General features: G+C 72.6%; 22 protein-coding genes and 1 riboswitch. Of the genes, 19 read left to right on the top strand and 3 right to left on the bottom strand.

From position 1 onward, the window contains the following. Positions 1-75 precede the first annotated feature (75 nt). The 12 genes from ASD10_RS11030 (at position 76) to ASD10_RS11085 (ending at position 10,763) form a co-directional block, all read left to right on the top strand. Positions 76-2,079 (top strand): primosomal protein N', encoded by a 2,004-nt coding sequence (locus ASD10_RS11030; protein ID WP_200938226.1) that lies wholly within the window; start codon positions 76-78, stop codon positions 2,077-2,079. Between the two features lie 49 nt (positions 2,080-2,128). Then, positions 2,129-3,070 carry a methionyl-tRNA formyltransferase gene (fmt, locus tag ASD10_RS11035; RefSeq protein WP_056608223.1) on the top strand — a complete coding sequence of 314 codons (942 nt, stop codon included), beginning with the start codon at positions 2,129-2,131 and terminating at the stop codon, positions 3,068-3,070. Next, positions 3,067-4,350 (top strand): RsmB/NOP family class I SAM-dependent RNA methyltransferase, encoded by a 1,284-nt coding sequence (locus ASD10_RS11040; RefSeq protein ID WP_056608226.1) that lies wholly within the window; start codon positions 3,067-3,069, stop codon positions 4,348-4,350. Before fmt ends, ASD10_RS11040 begins: the two co-directional genes overlap by 4 nt. 19 nt (positions 4,351-4,369) lie before the next feature. Continuing rightward, positions 4,370-5,041, top strand: coding sequence for a ribulose-phosphate 3-epimerase (rpe, locus tag ASD10_RS11045; RefSeq protein WP_056608229.1), 672 nt, complete (start codon positions 4,370-4,372; stop codon positions 5,039-5,041). A 40-nt stretch (positions 5,042-5,081) separates the two neighbouring features. Beyond that, a riboswitch (FMN riboswitch) is annotated at positions 5,082-5,231 on the top strand. 85 nt (positions 5,232-5,316) lie between these two features. Beyond that, the gene (gene ribD, locus ASD10_RS11050) at positions 5,317-6,354 is read left to right on the top strand and encodes a bifunctional diaminohydroxyphosphoribosylaminopyrimidine deaminase/5-amino-6-(5-phosphoribosylamino)uracil reductase RibD (protein ID WP_056608234.1); all 1,038 of its coding nucleotides are present in this window, start codon (positions 5,317-5,319) and stop codon (positions 6,352-6,354) included. Next, a complete protein-coding gene (locus ASD10_RS11055; protein ID WP_056608237.1) occupies positions 6,354-6,992 on the top strand; it encodes a riboflavin synthase in 639 nt (212 codons plus the stop codon). The genes ribD and ASD10_RS11055 overlap by 1 nt, the downstream gene beginning before the upstream one ends. Continuing rightward, positions 6,989-8,221: a bifunctional 3,4-dihydroxy-2-butanone-4-phosphate synthase/GTP cyclohydrolase II gene (locus ASD10_RS11060; RefSeq protein ID WP_056608240.1), complete on the top strand. Its 1,233-nt coding sequence runs from the start codon at positions 6,989-6,991 to the stop codon at positions 8,219-8,221. Before ASD10_RS11055 ends, ASD10_RS11060 begins: the two co-directional genes overlap by 4 nt. Then, complete coding sequence (gene ribH, locus ASD10_RS11065; RefSeq protein WP_056608243.1) at positions 8,221-8,691, top strand: 6,7-dimethyl-8-ribityllumazine synthase; 471 nt, start codon at positions 8,221-8,223, stop codon at positions 8,689-8,691. The genes ASD10_RS11060 and ribH overlap by 1 nt, the downstream gene beginning before the upstream one ends. Positions 8,692-8,713: 22 nt before the next feature. Next, a complete protein-coding gene (locus ASD10_RS11070) occupies positions 8,714-8,977 on the top strand; it encodes a phosphoribosyl-ATP diphosphatase (RefSeq protein ID WP_056608246.1) in 264 nt (87 codons plus the stop codon). A gap of 46 nt (positions 8,978-9,023) precedes the next feature. Continuing rightward, positions 9,024-9,869 carry an ATP phosphoribosyltransferase gene (hisG, locus tag ASD10_RS11075; protein ID WP_056608250.1) on the top strand — a complete coding sequence of 282 codons (846 nt, stop codon included), beginning with the start codon at positions 9,024-9,026 and terminating at the stop codon, positions 9,867-9,869. A 16-nt stretch (positions 9,870-9,885) separates the two neighbouring features. Then, positions 9,886-10,293 carry a PH domain-containing protein gene (locus ASD10_RS11080; protein WP_056608253.1) on the top strand — a complete coding sequence of 136 codons (408 nt, stop codon included), beginning with the start codon at positions 9,886-9,888 and terminating at the stop codon, positions 10,291-10,293. After that, the gene (locus ASD10_RS11085) at positions 10,293-10,763 is read left to right on the top strand and encodes an SseB family protein (RefSeq protein ID WP_056608255.1); all 471 of its coding nucleotides are present in this window, start codon (positions 10,293-10,295) and stop codon (positions 10,761-10,763) included. Before ASD10_RS11080 ends, ASD10_RS11085 begins: the two co-directional genes overlap by 1 nt. Here ASD10_RS11085 and ASD10_RS11090 read toward each other — a convergent pair. Both ASD10_RS11090 and ASD10_RS11095 read right to left on the bottom strand, forming a co-directional pair. Continuing rightward, positions 10,760-11,686, bottom strand: coding sequence for a hypothetical protein (locus ASD10_RS11090; RefSeq protein WP_056608256.1), 927 nt, complete (start codon positions 11,684-11,686; stop codon positions 10,760-10,762). The genes ASD10_RS11085 and ASD10_RS11090 overlap by 4 nt on opposite strands. A 62-nt stretch (positions 11,687-11,748) precedes the next feature. Next, entirely contained in the window at positions 11,749-12,750 is a 1,002-nt protein-coding gene (locus ASD10_RS11095; protein WP_056608258.1) for a GNAT family N-acetyltransferase, read from the bottom strand. Positions 12,751-13,026: 276 nt separating this feature from the next. Between ASD10_RS11095 and infC the strand changes: the two genes are divergently transcribed. From infC to pheT, 7 genes are all read left to right on the top strand, one after another. After that, positions 13,027-13,746, top strand: coding sequence for a translation initiation factor IF-3 (infC, locus tag ASD10_RS11100; protein WP_255355133.1), 720 nt, complete (start codon positions 13,027-13,029; stop codon positions 13,744-13,746). After that, positions 13,747-13,941 carry a 50S ribosomal protein L35 gene (gene rpmI / locus ASD10_RS11105; protein WP_056608260.1) on the top strand — a complete coding sequence of 65 codons (195 nt, stop codon included), beginning with the start codon at positions 13,747-13,749 and terminating at the stop codon, positions 13,939-13,941. It begins immediately after the preceding gene. A 60-nt stretch (positions 13,942-14,001) separates the two neighbouring features. Then, on the top strand, positions 14,002-14,394 hold the full coding sequence (gene rplT / locus ASD10_RS11110) for a 50S ribosomal protein L20 (RefSeq protein ID WP_056214223.1): 393 nt from the start codon (positions 14,002-14,004) through the stop codon (positions 14,392-14,394). Between the two features lie 79 nt (positions 14,395-14,473). Then, on the top strand, positions 14,474-15,241 hold the full coding sequence (locus tag ASD10_RS11115; RefSeq protein ID WP_235501810.1) for an RNA methyltransferase: 768 nt from the start codon (positions 14,474-14,476) through the stop codon (positions 15,239-15,241). 63 nt (positions 15,242-15,304) lie between these two features. Then, complete coding sequence (locus tag ASD10_RS11120; protein ID WP_162248845.1) at positions 15,305-16,363, top strand: ATP-binding protein; 1,059 nt, start codon at positions 15,305-15,307, stop codon at positions 16,361-16,363. 54 nt (positions 16,364-16,417) lie between these two features. Beyond that, complete coding sequence (pheS, locus tag ASD10_RS11125; RefSeq protein WP_056608265.1) at positions 16,418-17,521, top strand: phenylalanine--tRNA ligase subunit alpha; 1,104 nt, start codon at positions 16,418-16,420, stop codon at positions 17,519-17,521. Continuing rightward, complete coding sequence (gene pheT, locus ASD10_RS11130; protein WP_056608268.1) at positions 17,521-20,037, top strand: phenylalanine--tRNA ligase subunit beta; 2,517 nt, start codon at positions 17,521-17,523, stop codon at positions 20,035-20,037. The genes pheS and pheT overlap by 1 nt, the downstream gene beginning before the upstream one ends. Before the next feature lie 110 nt (positions 20,038-20,147). Here the strand turns inward: pheT and ASD10_RS11135 are convergent, their stop codons facing one another. Further along, the gene (locus tag ASD10_RS11135; protein ID WP_056608271.1) at positions 20,148-20,708 is read right to left on the bottom strand and encodes a LemA family protein; all 561 of its coding nucleotides are present in this window, start codon (positions 20,706-20,708) and stop codon (positions 20,148-20,150) included. Positions 20,709-20,762: the final 54 nt, after the last annotated feature.

The raw sequence follows: 20,762 nt of genomic DNA on the forward strand, positions 1-20,762 counted from the left end.
CGCACGACTCCACGACGCCCCTGCCCGTCCGGGTGGGGGCGTCGTCGTGTCGGCGGCGGCTGGTAGAACAGCAGCGTGACGACGGGGGAGACGGACGGGGCAGGTGGCGCGGCCGAGCAGCTGTCGCTCGTGCCGGCTCCCGCGCCCGAACCCGTCGCCGACCCGCGGCCGACCGCGGTCGTGCGCCCGGTCGCGCAGGTCGTGGTCGACTCCGGGCTCGCCCACCTCGACCGCTCGTTCGACTACGCCGTCCCGGCCGAGCTCGACCTGCAGACCGTGCCGGGCTGCCGGGTCAAGGTCCGGTTCGCCGGTCGCCTCGTCGACGGCTTCGTGGTCGAGCGGGTCGACCGCTCCGAGCACGCGGGCCGCCTGGCGCCGATCGCGAAGGTCGTCTCGTCCGAGGTCGTCCTGACCCCCGAGGTGCTCGACCTGGCGCGCGCCGTCGCGGACCGCTACGCCGGGGTGCTGGGCGACGTCCTGCGCCTGGCGATCCCACCGCGGCACGCCCGGGCCGAGAAGGCGCCGCGGCCGGTGCCCGGGGCGGACGATCACGTGGCGGTCGCGAGCCTCGACGGGTGGCAGACGTACGTCCACGGCCTCGGCTTCGTCACGTCGCTGCAGGCCGGCGAGCGCCCCCGGGCGTGGTGGACCGCGGTGCCGGGCGACGACCCCGCCCGCCTCGTCGCCGAGGCGGTGCTGGCGACGCTCGCCTCGGGGCGCGGCTCCGTCGTGTGCGTGCCCGACGTCCGTGACGTGGCGCGGTGGGACGCCGTCTTCGGCGGTGTGCTCGGCCCCGGTCGCCACGTCGTGCTGACCGCCGCGCAGCCCGCCGAGCGGCGCTACCGCTCGTTCCTCGCGGCGGCCCGCGGGGACGTCCGCGTCGTGCTCGGCACCCGTGCCGCGGCGCTGGCCCCCGTCGCCGACCTGGGCCTGGTCGCGATGTGGGACGACGGCGACGACCTGTTCGCCGAGCCGCGCGCGCCCTACCCGCACGCCCGCGAGGTGCTGCTGCTGCGGGCCGCACGCCAGGGCGCCGCCGTCCTGGTGGGCGGATACGCGCGCACCGCCGAGGGGCAGTCGCTGGTCGAGTCGGGCTGGTGCACCGAGCTGGCCGCCGAGCAGCGGGTGCGCCGGCGCGCGTGGCCCCAGCTCGAGGTCACCGACGGATCGGTCGACGGCGCCGCTCCCGTGCGCCTGCCGCAGCAGGCCTTCCGGGCCATCCGGGCGTCCGAGGGATCCGTGCTGATCCAGGTGCCGCGGCGCGGCTACCGCGACGTCCTGGTGTGCCAGACGTGCCGCGAGCCGGCCCGCTGCGCCGCGTGCCAGGGCCCGCTCGGCCAGCCGTCGGCGTCGGCGCCGGTCGCGTGCCGCTGGTGCGGACGCGAGGCCTCGCCGTGGCAGTGCCCCCACTGCCGCGGCACGACGCTGCGGTCGCCGGTCGTCGGAGCGCTGCGGACGGCCGAGGAGTTCGCGCGCGCATTCCCTGACCGCGAGGTCGTCACGTCGGGCGGCGCGACGGTGCTCGACGACCTGCCCGCGGGCCGCCGCATCGTGCTGTCGACCCCGGGGGCCGAGCCGCACGTCGAGGGGGGCTACGACGCCGTCATCCTGCTCGACACGTGGCTGATGCTGGGCCGCGAGGACGTCCGCGTCGACGAGGAGTCGCACCGGCGCTGGTTCAACGCCCTTGCCCTGGCCCGGCCGGGTGGTCGAGCCGTGGCGATCGGCGACCCCCAGACCTTGCAGGCGCTCGTGCGTGCCGACCCCGCGGGCTTCGCGGCCCGTGAGCTCGCGAGCCGCACCGAGACGCACCTGCCGCCGGCGGCGCGCCTGGTGACGGTCGACGGACCCGACGACGTCCTGGCCGAGCTCACCCTGCGCGCCTGGACGCCGCACACCGAGGTGCTGGGCCCGGTGCCGGTCGACCAGCGCTCGCCCGACGCGGGGCAGCGGCTCATCCTGCGGGCCCCGCGTCGCGAGGGTGCGGCCCTGGCGGGCGATCTCGCGTCCGTCGCCGCCGAGCGCAGCGCCGCGAAGCTCCCGGGCCTGCGGGTCCAGGTCGACCCGCCGACGTTCTAGTCCCACCGCCCCGGGAGGGGGTCGCGCCGCGGCGCCTAGACTCGGCCGGGTGAGAATCGTCTTCGCAGGAACCCCCGAGACGGCGCTCCCGTCCCTCGAGGCGCTGGTGGCGAGTCGTCACGACGTCGTCGCCGTCGTGACGCGTCCCGACGCCCCCGCGGGCCGGGGCCGCACGCTGACCCCGTCGCCCGTCGCGGTGGCGGCCGAGGCGCACGGCATCGAGGTGCTCAAGCCCGCCAAGCCGTCCGACCCCGCGTTCATGGACCGGCTGCGCGAGCTGGCCCCCGACTGCGTCCCGATCGTCGCGTACGGCGCGCTGATCCGCCGCGAGGCGCTCGACGTCCCGCGCTTCGGCTGGATCAACCTGCACTTCTCGGTCCTGCCGTCGTGGCGCGGTGCCGCCCCGGTGCAGCGGGCCATCATGGCCGGCGACGAGGTCACGGGCGCGACGGTCTTCAGCCTCGTCGAGGAGCTCGACGCCGGGCCCGTGCTGGGCACCATCACCGAGCTGATCCGCGACGACGACACGACCGCCGAGCTGCTCGAGCGGCTCGCCGACTGGGGCAGCCGCCTGCTGGTCGACGTCGTCGACCACATCGAGGACGGCGACATCGCCGCGGTGCCGCAGCCCGACGAGAACATCTCGTTCGCGCCCAAGCTGTCGACCGACGAGGCGCGCATCGACTGGAGCCGCCCGGCCTTCGCGATCGATCGCCACATCCGGGGGTGCACGCCGGCTCCCGGCGCGTGGACGACGCTGGCGGGCGACCGGGTCAAGATCGGGCCCGCGACGATCGCCGACGAGCGCACGCTCGAGCCCGGACGCGTCCGCGTGGGCAAGCGCGAGGTGCGCGTCGGCACGTCCACGACCGACCTGGTGCTGGGCGACGTGCAGGCCGTCGGCAAGAAGCGCATGGCGGCCGCCGACTGGGGCCGCGGTGCGTCCCTGGGCGACGTCGTCTCGTTCGACGCGCCGGCGGTGACCCCGTGACCGATCCCGTGCGGTCCGTCGCGTTCCACGCCCTGCGTGCGGTCAGCGAGGACGACGCCTACGTCAACCTGGTGCTGCCCGCGATGCTCGACGAGCACCACATCGAGGGGCGCGACGCGGCCTTCGCGACCGAGCTCGTGCACGGCACGCTGCGCCGCCGGGGCACGTACGACGCCGTCATCGACCACGTCGCCAGCAAGGGCATCGGCTCGGTCGACGCCCCCGTGCTCGACGCGCTGCGGCTCGGCACGCACCAGCTGCTGAGCATGCGGGTGCCGGCGCACGCCGCGGTGTCGACGACGGTCGACGTCGTGCGACGCGAGATCGGGCACAAGCCCGTGCACTTCGCGAACGCCCTGCTGCGCAAGATCGGCCAGAAGGACCACGACGGCTGGCTCGCGATCGTGACGGCGGGCCTCGAGGGCCATGCGGCCCGGGCGGTGCGCACGTCGCACCCGCTCTGGGTCGTGGAGGCGCTCCACGAGGCCCTGGGCGGCCACGGCGCGCAGATCGACAAGCTGCTGGCCGCCGACAACGTCCCGCCGCGCGTGACGCTCGTGGCACGGCCGGGCCTCAGCACGCCCGAGAGCCTGCCGGGCACGCCCGGCAAGCTGTCGCCGTACGCCCGCGTCCTCGACGAGGGTGGCGACCCCGGCGAGATCGCGGAGGTGCGCGACGGACGGGCCGGCGTGCAGGACGAGGGATCGCAGCTCGTCGCGATCGCCCTGGCCGACGCGATGCTGGACGGTCAGGACTCGCGTTGGCTCGATCTCTGCGCGGGCCCCGGCGGCAAGGCCGCGCTGCTCGGCGCCCTCGCCGCGCAGCACGGCGCGACGCTGGTCGCCAACGAGGTGCAGGAGCACCGCGCCGAGCTGGTGCGCCACGGCGTGCGCAGGCTCCGCAACGTCGACGTCACGGTGTTCGACGGCCGCGAGGGGCCGTGGGACGCCGGCTCGTTCGACCGCGTGCTGGTCGACGCGCCGTGCACGGGGCTGGGCGCCCTGCGTCGCCGCCCCGAGTCGCGCTGGCGCCGGTCGCCCGGTGACCTCGACGACCTCGTGCCGCTGCAGCAGGCGCTGCTCACGCGCGCGCTCGAGCTCGTCCGGCCCGGGGGAGTCGTGGCCTACGCGACGTGCTCGCCCCACGTGCGCGAGACCCGCGGGGTCGTCGACGCCGTGACGTCGGGGCGTGACGACGTCGTCGTGGAGTCGAGCCACCAGTGGTGGCCGCACGTGGACGGCACGGACGCGATGTTCTGCGCCCTCCTGCGTCGCCGCTGACGACCGATAGGGTCGCGCCATGGGCATCCAGATCACCCCGAGCATGCTGGCCAGCGACTTCGCGAACCTCGAGGCCGAGGCGGCCCGCATCAGCGGCGCCGACTGGCTCCACATGGACGTCATGGACAACCACTTCGTCCCGAACCTGACGCTCGGCGCCCCCGTCATCGAGGCGCTCTCGAGGCTCGCCTCCCAGCCGATCGACGCCCACCTGATGATCGAGGACCCCGACCGCTGGGCGCCGTCGTACGTCGAGGCCGGCGCCGGCAGCGTGACGTTCCACGTCGAGGCCGCGGCCGCACCCGTCCGCCTGGCCCGCGAGATCCGCGCCCTGGGCGCCCGCGCGTCGATGGCGCTCAAGCCCGCGACCCCGATCGAGCCCTACGAGGACATGCTCCCCGAGCTCGACATGGTGCTGATCATGACGGTCGAGCCGGGCTTCGGCGGCCAGAAGTTCCTCGACCTGTGCCTGCCCAAGATCCGCCGCACCCGCGCCCTGATCGAGAAGCACGGCGGCGACATCTGGCTGCAGGTCGACGGCGGTGTCTCGGTCGAGACGATCGAGCGCTGCGCCGAGGCCGGCGCCGACGTGTTCGTCGCCGGATCGGCGGTGTTCGGGGCCGACGACCCCGACGACATGGTGGCCCGGCTGCGCGAGCTCGGCTCGCATGCCGGACGTCACGCCCACTGAGCGGGACGGGCTCGCTAGACTCGTCCCACGAGCTTCGGCTCGCATGCTCCGGGGTCGGTGAGATTCCGAACCGGCGGTGACAGTCCGCGACCCGGCCTCCACGTCCGCGCCACCAGCGCGGCGGTGGGGTCCGGTTGAGCCGGTGGAATTCCGGCACCGACGGTGAAAGTCCGGATAGGAGGAGCAGTGGACGGGGTGACCCCCGCCCACGGGGGCGACGAGACGTCGCCTGCACGGCCCCGGTGTGTGACGACGCAGGACCACCCGGAGGACACATGGCATCAGAGGTCGAGGTCGCAGCGATGCGACGGGCGCTCGACGCGGCGGCGGCGACGCGTCGCACCCTGCCGAACCCGCGCGTCGGCTGCGTCCTGCTCGCACCCGACGGCACCGAGGTCGCCGTCGGAGCGCACCACGGCGCCGGCACCCCGCACGCCGAGGTCGAGGCGCTGACGGCGGCCGGCGACGCGGCCCGCGGCGCCACGGCCGTCGTGACGCTCGAGCCCTGCAACCACACGGGCCGGACCGGCCCGTGCGCGCAGGCGCTGATCGAGGCCGGCGTCGCGCGCGTCGTGTTCGCCCAGATCGACCCCGACCGCACGGCGTCCGGCGGCGCGTCGACGCTGCGCGCCGCGGGCATCGACGTCGAGGCCGGCGTCATGGCCGAGGAGGCCACCGACCTCAACGTCGAGTGGACGTTCGCCGTGACCGCGGGGCGTCCGTTCGTGACGTGGAAGTACGCCGCGACCCTCGACGGGCTCAGCGCGGCACCCGACGGCACCAGCAAGTGGATCACGAGCGAGGAGGCCCGCCGCGACGTCCAGACGTTCCGCGCGGGCGCCGACGCGATCGTCGCCGGCACGGGGGCCGTCCTGGCCGACGACCCGCGGCTGACGGTGCGCGACGAGCACGACATGCCGCTGCCGTTCGACCGGCAGCCGCTGCGCGTCGTCGTCGGCGAGACCACGATCCCCAACTACTTCCGCGTGTTCGACCGCGTCGCCCCGACGCTGCTGATCCAGTCGCGCGACCCCGCGACGGTGCTCGCCAAGCTCGTCGACAACGGCGTCCGGCACATCTGGCTCGAGGGCGGGCCGCGCCTGGCGGGTGCGTTCTGGAACGCCGGCGTCATCGACCGCATCATCGGCTACATGGCCCCCGCGATGCTCGGGTCGGGCCGCGCCGCGCTCGAGGGCGAGGCCGCGACCCTCGCGGACCTGCGCCCCATCGTCATCGAGGACCTGACGATGATCGGTCCCGACATCCGCATCATCGGCACCCCAGGACGCATGCAACGAGAGGACTTCGACTGATGTTCACCGGACTCGTGGAGGAGAAGGGCACCGTCACCGCGGTCGAGCAGCTGGGCGACTCGGTCCGGCTGACGATCCGCGGCCCGGTCGTGACGTCCGACGCCGGGCACGGCGACTCGATCTCGGTCAACGGCTGCTGCCTGACCGTCATGACGCGGGACGATGACACGTTCGGCGCCGACGTCATGCAGGAGTCGCTCGACAAGACGTCGCTGGGCGACCTCACGATCGGCTCGCCGGTCAACCTCGAGCGCGCGACGCAGGCCGGTGCACGGCTCGGCGGGCACATCGTCCAGGGCCACGTCGACGGGACGGGCCGCATCCTCGACCGCACCCCCAGCGAGCACTGGGAGGTCGTGCGCGTGTCGCTGCCGTCCGAGCTGGCCCGCTACCTGGTCGACAAGGGCTCGGTGACGGTCGACGGCACGTCGCTGACGGTCGTCGAGGTCGTCGACGACGGCCCGGACGGCCCGTGGTTCTCGGTCTCGCTGATTCCCACCACGCTGGCCGACACGACGCTCGGCACGAAGGCGCCGGGCGACCGCGTCAACCTCGAGGTCGACATCCTCGCCAAGTACGTCGAGCGCCTGCTGGGTGCCTCGCCCCAGCAGCAGAACAGCCAAGGAGCAGCATCATGACCGAGCACGAGAGCGTCCGGCTCGACAGCATCGAGCGCGCGATCGCGGACTTCCGCGACGGCAAGGCGATCGTCGTCGTCGACGACGAGGACCGCGAGAACGAGGGCGACATCATCTTCGCCGCCAGCAAGGCGACCCCCGAGCTCATGGCGTTCCTGGTCCGCTACTCCAGCGGCCTGGTCTGCGCCCCCATCACCGGTGAGATCCTCGACCGTCTGGCGATCCCGCTCATGACGCCGCACAACCGCGAGAAGATGCGCACGGCCTACACGGTCTCGATCGACGCGCGCGACGGCATCACGACCGGCATCTCGGCGACCGACCGGGCCCGCACGTGCCGCGTGCTCGCCGACTCGGCCACCGAGCCGTTCGAGCTCAACCAGCCGGGCCACATCATCCCGCTGCGGGCCAAGCCCGGGGGAGTGCTCGAGCGCGCCGGCCACACCGAGGCCGCGGTCGACTTCGCCCGCCTGGCCGGCCTGACCCCGGCGGGCGTCATCGGCGAGGTCCTGAACGACGACGGCACCCTGATGCGTGCTCCCGAGCTGCGTGCCTTCGCCGACGAGCACGGCATCGCGCTGGTGTCGATCGAGGAGCTGCAGGTGCACCGGCGCCTGCACGAGTCGCAGGTCGACCGGCTCGCGACGACCCGCCTGCCCACCGAGTTCGGCGAGTTCGCGGCGCACGGCTACCGCGACCGCATCGAGGGCTCGGAGCACATCGCGCTGGTCCACGGCGACCCCGGCACCGAGGACGTCCTCGTGCGCATCCACTCCGAGTGCCTGACGGGCGACGTCTTCGGCTCGCGGCGCTGCGACTGCGGTCCGCAGCTCGAGCTGTCGATGACCGAGATCACGGCCGCCGGCGCCGGCATCGTGGTGTACCTGCGCGGCCACGAGGGGCGCGGCATCGGCCTGCTGCACAAGCTGCAGGCGTACTCGCTGCAGGACGCGGGCAGCGACACGGTCGACGCCAACATCCAGCTCGGCTTCGGCGAGGACGAGCGCGACTACGCCGCCGGCGCGCAGATCCTGCGCGACCTCGGCGTGACGTCGGTGCGCCTGCTGACCAACAACCCCGACAAGACGACGGCGCTCGAGGCGTACGGCGTCAAGGTCAGCGAGCGGCTGCCGCTCGTCATCGCCCCCACGGAGGACAGCCTCCGGTACCTGCAGACCAAGGCCGAGCGCATGGGCCACGACCTTCCCGGACTCGAGGAGAACAGCTGATGTCAGGACAGGGAGCACCCACGATCTTCGTCGACGGCGAGGGCGCACGCGTCGCGATCGTCGCGTCGCGCTGGCACACCGAGGTGATGGACGGTCTGATCGCCGGCGCGCAGGCCGCGCTGGCCGAGGCCAAGGTCACCGACGTGACGCTCGCGCGCGCCCCGGGCTCGTTCGAGCTGCCGATCCTGTGCCAGGCGTACGCCCGGCAGGGCTTCGACGCCGTCATCGCCCTCGGCGTGATCATCCGCGGCGGCACCCCGCACTTCGAGTACGTCTCGGCCGCCGCGACCGACGGGCTGAGCCGCGTCGCGATCGACACCGGCGTGCCGATCGGCTTCGGCCTGCTGACGACCGACGACGAGGCGCAGGCCCTCGACCGGGCGGGCCTGGCCGACAGCCGGGAGGACAAGGGACGCGAGGCCGTCGAGGCCGCCCTGTCCACCTGGAACGTGCTGCGCACCCTCGGCTGACGCACCGATAGACTCGTCCGCGATGAAGACCTTCGACGACCTGTTCGCCGAGCTCGCCGACAAGGCAGCCCGGCGCCCCGAGGGCTCGCGCACCGTCGCCGAGCTCGATGCCGGCGTGCACTCGATCGGCAAGAAGCTCGTCGAGGAGGCCGCCGAGTCGTGGATGGCCGCCGAGCACGAGGGACCCGAGCGCACCGCCGAGGAGATCAGCCAGCTGCTGTACCACGCGCAGGTCATGATGATCGCCTCCGGGCTGACGCTCGACGACGTCTACGCGCATCTGTGACGGAGCCCTGCGCCATCCGTCACAGCCCCCCCGAGAAGAGAATCTGATGCTCAAGATCGCCGTCCCCAACAAGGGCGCGCTGGCCGAGGCCGCCGCCCTCATGCTGACCGAGGCGGGCTACCGCCAGCGTCGCAACCCCAAGGACCTCGTCACGCTCGACCCCGACAACGACGTCGAGTTCTTCTACCTGCGGCCGCGCGACATCGCGATCTACGTGGGGGAGGGCACCCTCGACGTCGGCGTCACGGGCCGTGACCTGCTGCTCGACTCCGGCGCGCACGCCGCCGAGAACATGACGCTCGGATTCGGCGCGTCGACGTTCCGCTTCGCGGGGCCGGTCGGCGCACTCACGAGCGTCGACGACCTCGAGGGCCTGCGCATCGCGACGTCGTACGAGGGCATCGTCGGCACCTACCTCGCCGAGCGGGGCATCTCGGCCGACGTCGTGCGCCTCGACGGCGCGGTCGAGTCGTCGATCCGCCTCGGCGTGGCCGATGCCATCGCCGACGTCGTCGAGACCGGCAGCACCCTGCGCCAGGCCGATCTCGAGGTGTTCGGCGAGCCGATCCTGTCGTCCGAGGCCGTGCTGATCACCCGGCGCGACGCTCCGGAGCCCGACGGCTTCGAGGTGTTCAAGCGGCGCCTCGACAGCGTCATCGTCGCGCGGACGTACGTCATGATGGACTACGACATCAGCGTCGACCAGGTCGAGCGGGCCGTCGAGCTGACGCCCGGCATCGAGTCGCCGACCGTGTCGCCGCTGCATCGCGAGGGGTGGGTCGCGGTGCGCTCGATGGTGCCCCGCGAGGCCGCCCAGAAGATCATGGACGACCTGTACGGGCTCGGTGCCCGCGGCATCCTGGTGACCGACATCCTCGCGTGCCGGATCTGACGGCGACATGTCGGACATGAGGACGTTCCGTCCCGGCGGTGCACGGGTCGTCGCGTACGCCGTGGCCGTCATCATGCTGGTGCTGACCGGCGTCATCGCGTTCGCGCTGCCCGACGAGATCTACTTCACGACCGCCGAGACCGTGACGCTGTGGATCATCATCGTGGCGGTGCTGGCCCTGCTGCACGGCATCGGGCGCAGCGTCGTCGTCGCGGGCGAGGAGGGCGTCGAGGTCGTCAACGGCTACCGGCGCCACGACGTGTCGTGGCACGAGATCGAGGGCTTCGCGATGAACGACGGCGCGCCGTGGCCGACCCTGGTCACGACCGACGACGAGCGCATCATGCTGTTCGCGATCCAGGGCAGCGACGGCGGCCGCTACGCCCGAGAAGCCGTGGCGTACCTCCGCGGCCGGGTGTCGTGATGGCGGGCCACGAGCGGTCCCTGGCGAGCCCGCAGTTCCCCGGTGACGACGGCACCGCCGACGCTGCCCTGCACCGGGCGCTGGGCGACGACGTCGCGGTGCTGCAGGCGCTGCCCGACGCGCGCGTGTTCGTGCCGATCGTGCCGCTGCTGGGCGAGACCCCGGCCGACGGCGACAAGAACGCCGACATGGCCGCGGTGCTGATGACCGGCGCCGACGGCCGCCAGGCGCTGCTGGCCTTCAGCAGCGTCGCCACCATGGCGGCGTGGGACCCCAAGGCGCGTCCCGTGCCGGTGCTCGGCAAGGACGCCGCGCTGGCCGCGATCGACGAGAAGGCCTCGGCGATCCTGCTCGACCTCGGCACGCCGTCGTTCACGGTCGTCGAGGACGAGGACGTGCGTCACCTCGCGGCGGGTCATCGGCTCGTGCTCAGCGAGGTCGGCGCCGCCTGGATCAGCGACGCGCCCTAGTCGGCGCCGGCGCCGGCGCCGGCATCGGCCAGGCACCGTGCCACGGTGTCCCTCGACCTGTCCGCCACGTCGCCGTCTGCTCCGTCGGCGTCCACGACGTCCTGGATGGCCTCCTCGAGGGGCCGGTAGTCGGGGTTCTCGAACTCGCGGTGCAGTGCGTCGAGCTGCCGGTCGTCGATGCGCTCGTCCGACGGCGTCAGCACGCCGTCGACGACGGCGTCGCACGTGTCGTAGAAGCCCGCGACCACGGGCTCGTTGGCGCCGTAGCCCACGTCGGCGCCCTGGTCCGCGGCGGTGAGGGTGAGCTGCCGGGCGACCAGCACCGGCTGCTCGCCGCCCACGTCGTACCCGGCCCACACGACCGCCCGGAGCGTGACGGTGTCGCCGTCGACGCTCGCGTCGTAGGCCAGCTTGTAGACGAAGGTCTCGGCGGGGGCCGCGCCGGCCGGGAACACGCTGCCGGCGAGTCTCGCGACGCGACCGGGGTCTGATCCGTCCGCACTGGTGCGGACCGACGCGTAGACGTCGTCGGCGAAGCTCTCGGCCCGGTCGCCGAGGGCGCCGTAGCGTCCGTAGACGCGCCTGAACACGTCCTCGTCGGAGGTGCTCGACCACACCGCCGGCTCGAGGAACGATGCCGTGACGATCTCCTTGAGGGAGTAGCCGAGCGACGTCGCCAGGTCCGTGGCCGACTCACTGCCGAGGTCGAGGCCGACGGGGTCGAGGATCTGGCGGTTCGCGAAGTCGGGGCTCGGCTTGAGGTCGTCGAGCGTGAGGCCCGCCGGTGCGGCGGGCCGGGAGGGCTCGTCGCCGTCGCCGTCGCCGCCTCCGCCGCACGCCGCCGCGAGGCACAGCGTGCCGATCGCGGGCAGCGAGCGCCCGCGGATGCCGGTGCCACGTCTGCCCAGCGCCGTCGTCGCCATGAGATCCCCCGATCGCCGTCCGCCCTGCCCGGGCAGGCCCCGACCCTAGCCCAGGGTGCCCGTCAGGGTGCGACGGAGGCGCGGTCGCGCAGCGGCACCGTGATGTGGACGTTGCCGTCATGACGCTCGACCCGGGCCACGAACCCGGCGCGGCCGACGGCCCGCAGCAGGCGGTCGTTCGACCCCGCCGTGACGAACGTCAGCCGCGCGGCGCCGTCCTGACGGGCACGCTGGGCGGCGGCCCGCATGAGACGCGTGCCGAGGCCGTGCTGCTGCCACGCGTCCTCGACGATCAGCTGGAACGTCCACGCCTCGTCGACGACCTCGAGCACGCCGTGCCCCACGACGTCGGTCCCGACCTCGACGAGCAGCGCGACCCCGTGGTCGGGCGCCACGAGCCGCCGGGCCATCCGGGTCGTCATCGGCATCTTGAGCGGCACCTGGTAGCGCTGGTAGAGCGTGTCGACACTGCAGCGCTCGTGCAGCGCCGAGACCGCCTCGATGTCGGGCAGCCCGGCCTGCCGGACGACCGGTGACCCGGCGCGGCTCGCGGGGGTGATCAGCGGCACGTCGGCACCGGCGTCGCCGACCAGCGACAGCAGTGCCTGCGCGCGGGTGCGCTCGACGTCGGTGAAGGGCACCGCCCGGCTGATCGTGAGCTCCGAGCCGTCGCGGCGCCTCAGTACCATGACGTCGTGGCCCGCGTAGTCGGCGACGTCCGGGGGCTCGGTCTCGAGCAGCTCGTGGAGCACCTCGACGACGTCGCGGTCGGACTCCAGCACGTCGTGGACGCCCTGCAGGTACCGCGTGGGCGCGTCGACGAGCGAGGCGTCGCCGACCCGGGTCGCCGAGACGTCCGATCCGCCCGCGGTCGCGAACAGCTCGGCCACCATGACGTCGGTCCAGCCCTCCGGCGCGCTGACGACCAGGTCGTCGGTCACGTGCGGTGTCGTCGGGAAGACCTGCAGGCCCAGGATGTTGAGGCCGGCGCGGCCGCACGCCAGCGCGATGTCGGCCAGGCTCCCGGGCCGGTCGGCGAAGGTCGTGCGCACGCGCCACAGCATGCGACCATCGTGCGCCGCGGTGTTTTCGCACCGGCGACGCGCGTGTTTCGGCCAGGTCAACTCGCCGCGGGCGCGTCGATTTCGTGACGGAGCGCAGCGACTGGTAGCCTTGAGGCCGAAGTGGAGGTCCACCTCCCACCTACGCGGTTCCTGACCACGGGGTACGAGTCGGTTCACGCATCTGATGCGATCGAACCGGCCTGAGGCGTGTTCCTTGGGAATACGCCACTGGTGGCGTCCGTTTCGTAACGGGGGCCACTTTTTTCGTTTCTGCCCGTGGCCCTCCACACGACTCCAGGAGGATCCATCACCACAGAGCTGCGCGTCAACGACCGAATCCGAGTGCCCGAAGTACGCCTCGTCGGTCCTGGCGGTGAACAGGTCGGCATCGTTCGTATCGAAGATGCCCTGCGACTGGCGGCGGAAGCCGACCTCGACCTCGTCGAGGTGGCGCCCACAGCTCGTCCGCCGGTCTGCCGTCTCATGGACTACGGCAAGTTCAAGTACGAGACCGCACAGAAGGCACGCGAGTCCCGCCGCAACCAGACCAACACCATCATCAAAGAGATGAAGCTGCGGCCGAAGATCGACCAGCACGACTACGACACCAAGAAGGGTCACGTCGTCCGGTTCCTCAAGGCCGGTGACAAGGTCAAGATCACGATCATGTTCCGTGGCCGCGAGCAGCACCGTCCCGAGCTGGGATACCGCCTGCTGCAGCGTCTGGCCGCCGACGTCGAGGATCTCGGCTTCATCGAGTCCAACGCCCGCCAGGACGGCCGCAACATGACGATGGTGCTCGGTCCGCACAAGAAGAAGTCCGAGGCCCAGGCCGAGGTCAAGGCCGAGAAGGTCAAGAGCATGGATGCGAAGGCGGCCGACAAGGCTGCCGAGGAGGCCGAGGTCAAGGCCCACCGCGAGGCCGCCCAGGCCGTCGCGACACCCAAGAAGCCCCGTCGTCGTTCAGAGAACCTCGACCCAGACATGGAGGCATAAATGCCGAAGTTCAAGCCCCACTCGGGGATGAAGAAGCGCGTCAAGCTCACCGGCAGCGGCAAGCTGCGTCGCGAGCAGACCAACCGTCGTCACCTGCTCGAGGTCAAGTCGTCCTCGCGCAAGCGTCGCCTCGAGGGCTCCACGGCCGTCTCGAAGAACGACGTCCCCCGCGTGAAGAAGATGCTCGGTCTCTGACCGCGTCCCACCCCCCTCCCACGGACCGTTCGGTCCACTGAACTTGTAAGGAGAACTGAGATGGCACGCGTCAAGCGCTCAGTCAATGCACAGAAGAAGCGCCGTCAGACACTCGAGCGCGCAGCGGGCTACCGCGGCCAGCGCTCGCGGCTGTACCGCAAGGCCAAAGAGCAGGTCACCCACTCGCTGGTCTACAGCTACCGTGACCGCAAGGCCAAGAAGGGCGACTTCCGTCGTCTCTGGATCCAGCGCATCAACGCCGCGGTCCGCGCCGAGGGCATGACCTACAACCGCTTCATCCAGGGCCTCAAGGCCGCGGGTGTCGAGGTCGACCGCAAGATCCTGGCCGAGCTGGCCGTCCACGAGCCCGCCGCGTTCTCGGCGCTCGTGCAGACCGCGAAGGACAACCTCCCGGCCGACGTCAACGCTCCCAAGGACGGCGCCGCGGCCTGACCGCGGTTCCTCCCGACGAGCTGACAGCACACACGTGGTGGCGAGTCATCCCGACGAGCTCACCGTCCGTTCCGGACGCGTGAAGCACGCGAGGAGGCTCGCCACTCGTGCGTTCCGGGCCGATCGGCGCGAGTTCCTCGCCGAGGGCCCGCAGGCCGTCCGTGAGGCGCTGGCGCACGAGCGCGCGGTGCTCGAGGTCTTCGCGACCGCCGACGCCACGCAGCAGCACGTCGACCTGGTCGAGGCGGCGCGGCGTGGCGACGTCGTGTGGCACGTCGTCGGCGACGACGTCGTCGCCGCGATCACCGACACGGTGCAGCCGCAGGGCGTCGTGGCCCGGTGCGCGATGCTCGACCGTCCGCTGGCGGCGCTGCTCGACCGGTCGCCCGGCTTCGTCGTCGTGTGCGCCGACATCCGCGACCCCGGCAACGCCGGCGCCGTCATCCGGTGCGCCGACGCGGCCGGGGCCGACGGCGTCGTGTTCGTCGGTGACAGCGTCGACCCGTACAACCCCAAGTCGGTGCGCGCGACGGTCGGCAGCCTGTTCCACGTGCCGATCGCGATCGACCGCGACGTCGCCGGCTCGCTGGCCGCGCTGCAGGCGGCCGGGCTGACGGTGCTGGCCGCCGACGGGCAGGGCGACGTCGGCCTGTACGACGACGACCTCGACCTCACCGCGCCGACCGCGTGGCTCATGGGCAACGAGGCGTGGGGGCTGCCCGACGACGTCCGGGCCCTGGCCGACCGGGTCGTCGCGGTGCCGATCTTCGGCCGTGCCGAGAGCCTCAACCTCGCGACCGCCGCGGCGGTCTGTCTCTACGCCTCGGCCCGCGCCCGGACGGCCTGATCCCGCCCGACTCGTCTGAGTAGTCCATTGGCACTAGATTCTGCGGACATGGGGACCGGGCACGTGGAGACAGTCGATCACTCCGTGTTCGACGACCACCCCGACGGCGTCATCATCGCCGGGCCGGACGGGCTCGTCGAGTACGTCAACCCGCGGATCGTGGCGATGGCCCGGGCGCGCGACGACGAGATGCTCGGCATGCACCTGTCGGTCGCGGTGCCGTTCGACGACCTCAACGGCAACTCCTGGTACGACAGCACGCACCCGTACGACGGGCTCGACATCCGCACCCGCCTGTCGGAGTCGTCGTGGTGGTCGCCCAAGGGCAGCGAGTACCTCATCACCGCGTCGCTGGTGCGCGACCGCAGGGGCGGGCCCGTGCAGCGCGTCGTCGTCAGCGTCCGCAACGCGCGCATCCGCAACCAGGCCGACCGCGAGCGCTCCGACCTCGTCGCCACGGTGGCCCACGAGCTCCGCTCGCCGCTGACGGGCATCAAGGGGTTCACCTCGACGCTGCTGACCAAGTGGGACAAGTTCTCCGAGCAGCAGCGCCAGCTGATGCTCGAGACCGTCGACTCCGACGCCGACCGGCTCAGCCGGCTCATCACCGAGCTGCTCGACGCGGCGCGCATCGACGCCGGCCGTCTGACGCTCAAGCGCGGCGCGGTGCGGCTCGACGACGTCGTCCGGCACGTCCTGACCAACGTCTCGGGTGGGGCCACCGATCCGTTCGAGGTCACGATCAAGGACGACGTCGACCTGATCTGGGGTGACAGCGACCGGATCCACCAGGTCGTCACGAACCTCGTCGAGAACGCGATGCGGCACGGCTTCGGCCTGCGCGAGATCGTCGTGCAGAACACGCGCGACCCCGCGTTCGTCGGCGGGGTGTCGCTGCAGATCCACGACAACGGCCCGGGCATCCCCGAGGAGATGCGCCAGCGCGTGTTCAGCCGCTTCTGGCGCGCCGGGCCCGGTGCCGGCAGCGGCCTCGGCATGTACATCGTGCGCGGCATCGTCGAGGAGCACGGGGGAGCCATCGACATCCGCGACGCCGAGGGCGGCGGCGCGCAGATCCGTGTGTGGTTCCCGATCAACGAGCCCGCATCGATGTCGGACTGACGGTCACTAGACTGGGCGAGATCGAACGACGCCCTCTCGAAAGCTAGGTCCGCAGTGTCTGCGCCCAACTCCTCGTACGACCCGGTCGAGGTCACGTCCCTGCGCTCCGACGAGATCGAGCGCATGCGCGACGAGGCCCTCGCGGCCGTCGCCGCCGCGACGACGCTCGACGACCTCAAGCAGGTCCGCATCGACCACGTCGGCGACCGCTCGCCGATCGCCCTGGCCAACCGCGAGATCGGTGCCCTGCAGCCCCAGGCCCGCAAGGAGGCCGGCCAGCGGGTCGGCCAGGCGCGCGGCGTCGTCAGCAAGGCCCTCGCCGCCCGTACCGCCGAGCTCGAGGCTGCCGAGGAGGAGACGGCGCTGGTCGCCGAGGCCGTCGACGTCACGCTGCCGTGGGACGTGTCGCCGGTCGGCGCGCGCCACCCCGTCACGACGTTGTCCGAGCACATCGCCGACGTCTTCGTCGCCATGGGCTGGGAGATCGCCGAGGGCCCCGAGGTCGAGGCCGAGTGGCTCAACTTCGACGCGCTCAACCTGGGTCCCGACCACCCGGCCCGCACGATGCAGGACACCTTCTGGGTGACGCCCGAGCGCGCCGCGACGGTGCTGCGCACCCACACGTCGCCGGTCCAGGCCCGCACGATGCTGACGCGCACGCCGCCGATCTACGTCGCGTGCCCGGGCCGGGTCTTCCGCACCGACGAGCTCGACGCGACGCACTCGCCGGTCTTCCACCAGGTCGAGGGCCTCGCGATCGACGAGGGCCTGTCGATGGCTCACCTGAAGGGCACGCTCGACCACTTCGCCCGGGCGATCTACGGCGACGGCATGACGACGCGGTTCCGCCCGTCGTACTTCCCGTTCACCGAGCCGAGCGCCGAGATGGACCTGCTCTGCTACGTCTGCCACAACGAGCCCGACGCCGTCGCGTCGTGCCGCACGTGCAAGGGCGAGGGCTGGGTCGAGTGGGGCGGGTGCGGTGTCGTCAACCCGCGCGTCCTGGTCGCCTGCGGGGTCGACCCCGAGCGGTACTCGGGCTTCGCGTTCGGCATCGGCATCGACCGCACCATCACGTCCCGCTACGACATCGCCGACCTGCGCGACCTGTTCGACGGCGACATCCGTTTCACCGAGCCGTTCGGAGTTGAGCTGTAATGCGCGTCCCGGTTTCCTGGCTGGCCGAGTACGTCGACCTGCCCGAGGGGCTGTCGACCGAGGCCCTCGCGGCACGGCTGACCGCCTTCGACCTCAAGCTCGAGGAGATCGTCTCGTCCGGCATCAGCGGCCCGCTGGTCGTCGGCCGGGTGCTGTCCCTGGTCAAGGAGGAGCAGAAGAACGGCAAGACGATCAACTGGTGCCGCGTCGACGTCGGCGCGCACAACGACGACTCGGTGCCCGACGCCCCGGGCGACGACGTGCCGTCGCGCGGCATCATCTGCGGCGCGCACAACTTCGTCGAGGGCGACCTCGTCGTCGTCTCGCTGCCCGGCACGGTGCTGCCCGCGCTCGGATTCGAGATCAGCGCCCGCAAGACGTACGGGCACGTGTCGGACGGCATGATCTGCTCGGGCGCCGAGCTCGGCGTGCCCGGTGACGCCAGCGGCATCATCGTCCTCGAGCCCGGTGCGGCCGAGCCCGGCGACGACGCGATCGCGCTGCTCGGCCTGGGCGAGCAGGTGCTCGACCTCGAGGTCAACCCCGACCGCGCCTACGCGCTGTCGCTGCGGGGCGTCGCGCGCGACGCCGGCATCGCGCTCGGCGTGCCGTTCCACGACCCCGCCGACGTCGAGGCCGTCACGGTCGCGACGCCCGGCCCCGGCGCGTACCCCGTCGACGTCCAGGACCCGGCGGCGTGCCCCGTCTTCGCCGCCGTCACGGTCTCGGGCCTCGACGCGACGGCGCCGACCCCCGCCTGGCTCGCGCGCCGCGTCGAGCTCGCCGGCATGCGGTCGATCTCGCTGGCCGTCGACGTCACGAACTACGTCATGCTCGAGCTCGGGCTGCCGATCCACGGCTACGACCGGTCGCTGCTGCAGGGCACGCTGGTCGTCCGGCGGGCCACCGAGGGCGAGCAGCTCACGACGCTCGACGGCACGACCCGCACGCTGACCTCCGAGGACGCCGTCGTCGCCGACGACCGCGGCCCCGTCGGCCTGGGCGGCGTCATGGGCGGCGAGCAGGTCGAGATGACCCCCGCCACGACCGACATCGTCGTCGAGGCCGCCGTCTGGACCGCGTCGATGATCGCCCGCACGGCTCGCACGCAGCGCCTGACGTCCGAGGCGGCCAAGCGCAACGAGCGTGGCGTCGACCCGACCCTGCCGGCCCGTGCCGTGCGGCGCGTCGCCGACCTGCTCGTCGAGCACGGGGGAGCCACGCTCGAGGAGGGCCTCACCCTGCTGGGCGAGCCGCCCGTGCCCGCCGACATCACCCTCGACGTCGGTCTGCCGGCCCGCATCACGGGCGTCGACGTCGACACCGTCACGGTCGTCGAGGCCCTCGAGGCCAACGGCTGTGCCGTCGAGGTCGACCACGACCGGCTGACCGTCACGCCTCCGCCGTGGCGTCCCGACCTGACCGATCCCTACGACGTCGTCGAGGACGTGCTGCGCGTCGTCGGCTACGACCGGGTGCCGTCGATCATCCCCGTGGCCCCGGCCGGCCGCGGGCTGACGGTCGCGCAGAAGCTGCGGCGGCGTGCCGGCACGGTGCTGGCGGGCGAGGGCCTCGTCGAGGTCAAGACGTTCCCGTTCGCCGGACCGGCCGACTTCGACCGCATGGGCCTGCCGGCCGACGACGTGCGGCGGCGCCAGGTGCTGCTCGAGAACCCGCTGTCGGCGGAGGACCCGGGCATGACGACGACCCTGCTGTCGGGCCTGCTGCGCAGCCTCGTGCTCAACATCGGCCGCGGGCACTCCGACGTCCTCCTGACCGAGACGGGGCGCGTGTTCCTGCCCCGCGAGGGCGGCGCCGAGGCGCCGATCTACGGCGTCGACCGTCGTCCGACGGAGGACGAGCTCGACGCGCTGACGTCGGCGCTGCCCGACCAGCCGCACCACGTCGGCCTGGTCATGAGCGGTGAGCGGGTGCGCTCGGGCTGGGCGGGCCCCGGCCGCGCCGTGTCGTGGGCCGACGCCGTCGCGATCGTGCGCCACCTCGCCGCGTCGATGCACGTCGACGTCACGGTCGAGGCCGCTGAGCACGCGCCGTGGCACCCCGGTCGCTGCGCCGCGATCGTGCTGCGGGGCGAGGTGATCGGCCACGCCGGCGAGCTGCACCCGCGGGTGCTGAAGGCGTACGGGCTGCCCCCGCGCGTCGTGGCCGCCGAGGTCGACCTCGACGCGCTGATCGAGGCGTCGCCCGCGATCGGTCCGCGTCCGGCGTTCTCGTCGTACCCCGTCGCGAAGGAGGACCTCGCGCTCGTCGTCGACGCGTCGCAGCCGGCGGGCCCGCTGGCCGACGTGCTGGCCGCCGCGAGCCCGCTGATCGAGTCGGCACGGCTGTTCGACGTCTACGCCGGCGAGCAGGTGCCCGAGGGCAAGAAGTCGCTGGCGTTCTCGCTGCGCCTGCGGGCCCCCGACCGCACCCTGACCGACGACGACATCAAGGGTGCGAGGGAGGCGGCCGTGACCGCCGCCCGCACCGCGAGCGACGCGACCCTCCGCACCTGACCCACGTGACGAGGGGGTTGGCGCCCCACGACGAGAGAGCTGCCGCCCCCGACGGGGGCGGCAGCTCTCTCGCGGAGGGGCGGTAACCCCCTCCTCGGCGTTGCGTCGGGTCAGAAGGTGACGGCCGGGGCGGTGTCCTGGCCGTCGGGGGCCTCGTAGAAGTCGCGCGCCTGCACGCCGGCGATGCCGGTGAACAGCAGCCACGGGATCGTGCGCACGACGTTGTTCAGGCTCGCGACGGCGTCGTTGTAGTACTGGCGCGCGAACGAGATCTTGTCCTCGGTCTCGGCCAGCTGCGTCTGCAGCTCCAGGAAGTTCGTCGACGCCTTGAGGTCGGGGTACGCCTCGGCGACCGCGAGGACGTCGACGATCGCCCGGTCGAGCTGCGCGTCCGCGGCAGCCTTCTCGGCGACCGATCCGTCGGCGGCAGCGGCCTGGACGCCGGCGCGGGCCCGCGTGACCTCCTCGAAGACGCCCTTCTCGTGCTGGGCGTAGCCCTTGACGGTGTTGACGAGGTTGGGCACCAGGTCGGCGCGGCGGGTGAGCTGGACGTCGATGCCGCCCAGCGCCTCTTGGGCGGCGATGTCGAGGCGTCGCAGCTTGTTGAAGGCGTAGGCGGCGAACAGCCCCACCAGGACGACGACGGCGAGGATCGTGAGCAGGACGGTCATGGGGTCTCCGGGGTGTGGACGAGAGGGGGATCGGGACGATCGGGCAGGTGCGAG

Source organism: Aeromicrobium sp. Root472D3 (genome assembly GCF_001426485.1).
Taxonomy (GTDB): domain Bacteria; phylum Actinomycetota; class Actinomycetes; order Propionibacteriales; family Nocardioidaceae; genus Aeromicrobium.

Bases quoted from the DNA above. Each gene is read 5' to 3' on its own strand.
- rpe (WP_056608229.1), top strand. From the start codon at position 4,370: ATGGGCATCCAGATCACCCCGAGCATGCTGGCCAGCGACTTCGCGAAC.
- ribD (WP_056608234.1), top strand. From the start codon at position 5,317: ATGGCATCAGAGGTCGAGGTCGCAGCGATGCGACGGGCGCTCGACGCG.
- ASD10_RS11055 (WP_056608237.1), top strand. From the start codon at position 6,354: ATGTTCACCGGACTCGTGGAGGAGAAGGGCACCGTCACCGCGGTCGAG.
- ASD10_RS11060 (WP_056608240.1), top strand. From the start codon at position 6,989: ATGACCGAGCACGAGAGCGTCCGGCTCGACAGCATCGAGCGCGCGATC.
- ribH (WP_056608243.1), top strand. From the start codon at position 8,221: ATGTCAGGACAGGGAGCACCCACGATCTTCGTCGACGGCGAGGGCGCA.
- ASD10_RS11070 (WP_056608246.1), top strand. From the start codon at position 8,714: ATGAAGACCTTCGACGACCTGTTCGCCGAGCTCGCCGACAAGGCAGCC.
- hisG (WP_056608250.1), top strand. From the start codon at position 9,024: ATGCTCAAGATCGCCGTCCCCAACAAGGGCGCGCTGGCCGAGGCCGCC.
- ASD10_RS11080 (WP_056608253.1), top strand. From the start codon at position 9,886: ATGAGGACGTTCCGTCCCGGCGGTGCACGGGTCGTCGCGTACGCCGTG.
- ASD10_RS11085 (WP_056608255.1), top strand. From the start codon at position 10,293: ATGGCGGGCCACGAGCGGTCCCTGGCGAGCCCGCAGTTCCCCGGTGAC.
- ASD10_RS11090 (WP_056608256.1), bottom strand. From the start codon at position 11,686: ATGGCGACGACGGCGCTGGGCAGACGTGGCACCGGCATCCGCGGGCGC.
- ASD10_RS11095 (WP_056608258.1), bottom strand. From the start codon at position 12,750: ATGCTGTGGCGCGTGCGCACGACCTTCGCCGACCGGCCCGGGAGCCTG.
- rpmI (WP_056608260.1), top strand. From the start codon at position 13,747: ATGCCGAAGTTCAAGCCCCACTCGGGGATGAAGAAGCGCGTCAAGCTC.
- rplT (WP_056214223.1), top strand. From the start codon at position 14,002: ATGGCACGCGTCAAGCGCTCAGTCAATGCACAGAAGAAGCGCCGTCAG.
- pheT (WP_056608268.1), top strand. From the start codon at position 17,521: ATGCGCGTCCCGGTTTCCTGGCTGGCCGAGTACGTCGACCTGCCCGAG.
- ASD10_RS11135 (WP_056608271.1), bottom strand. From the start codon at position 20,708: ATGACCGTCCTGCTCACGATCCTCGCCGTCGTCGTCCTGGTGGGGCTG.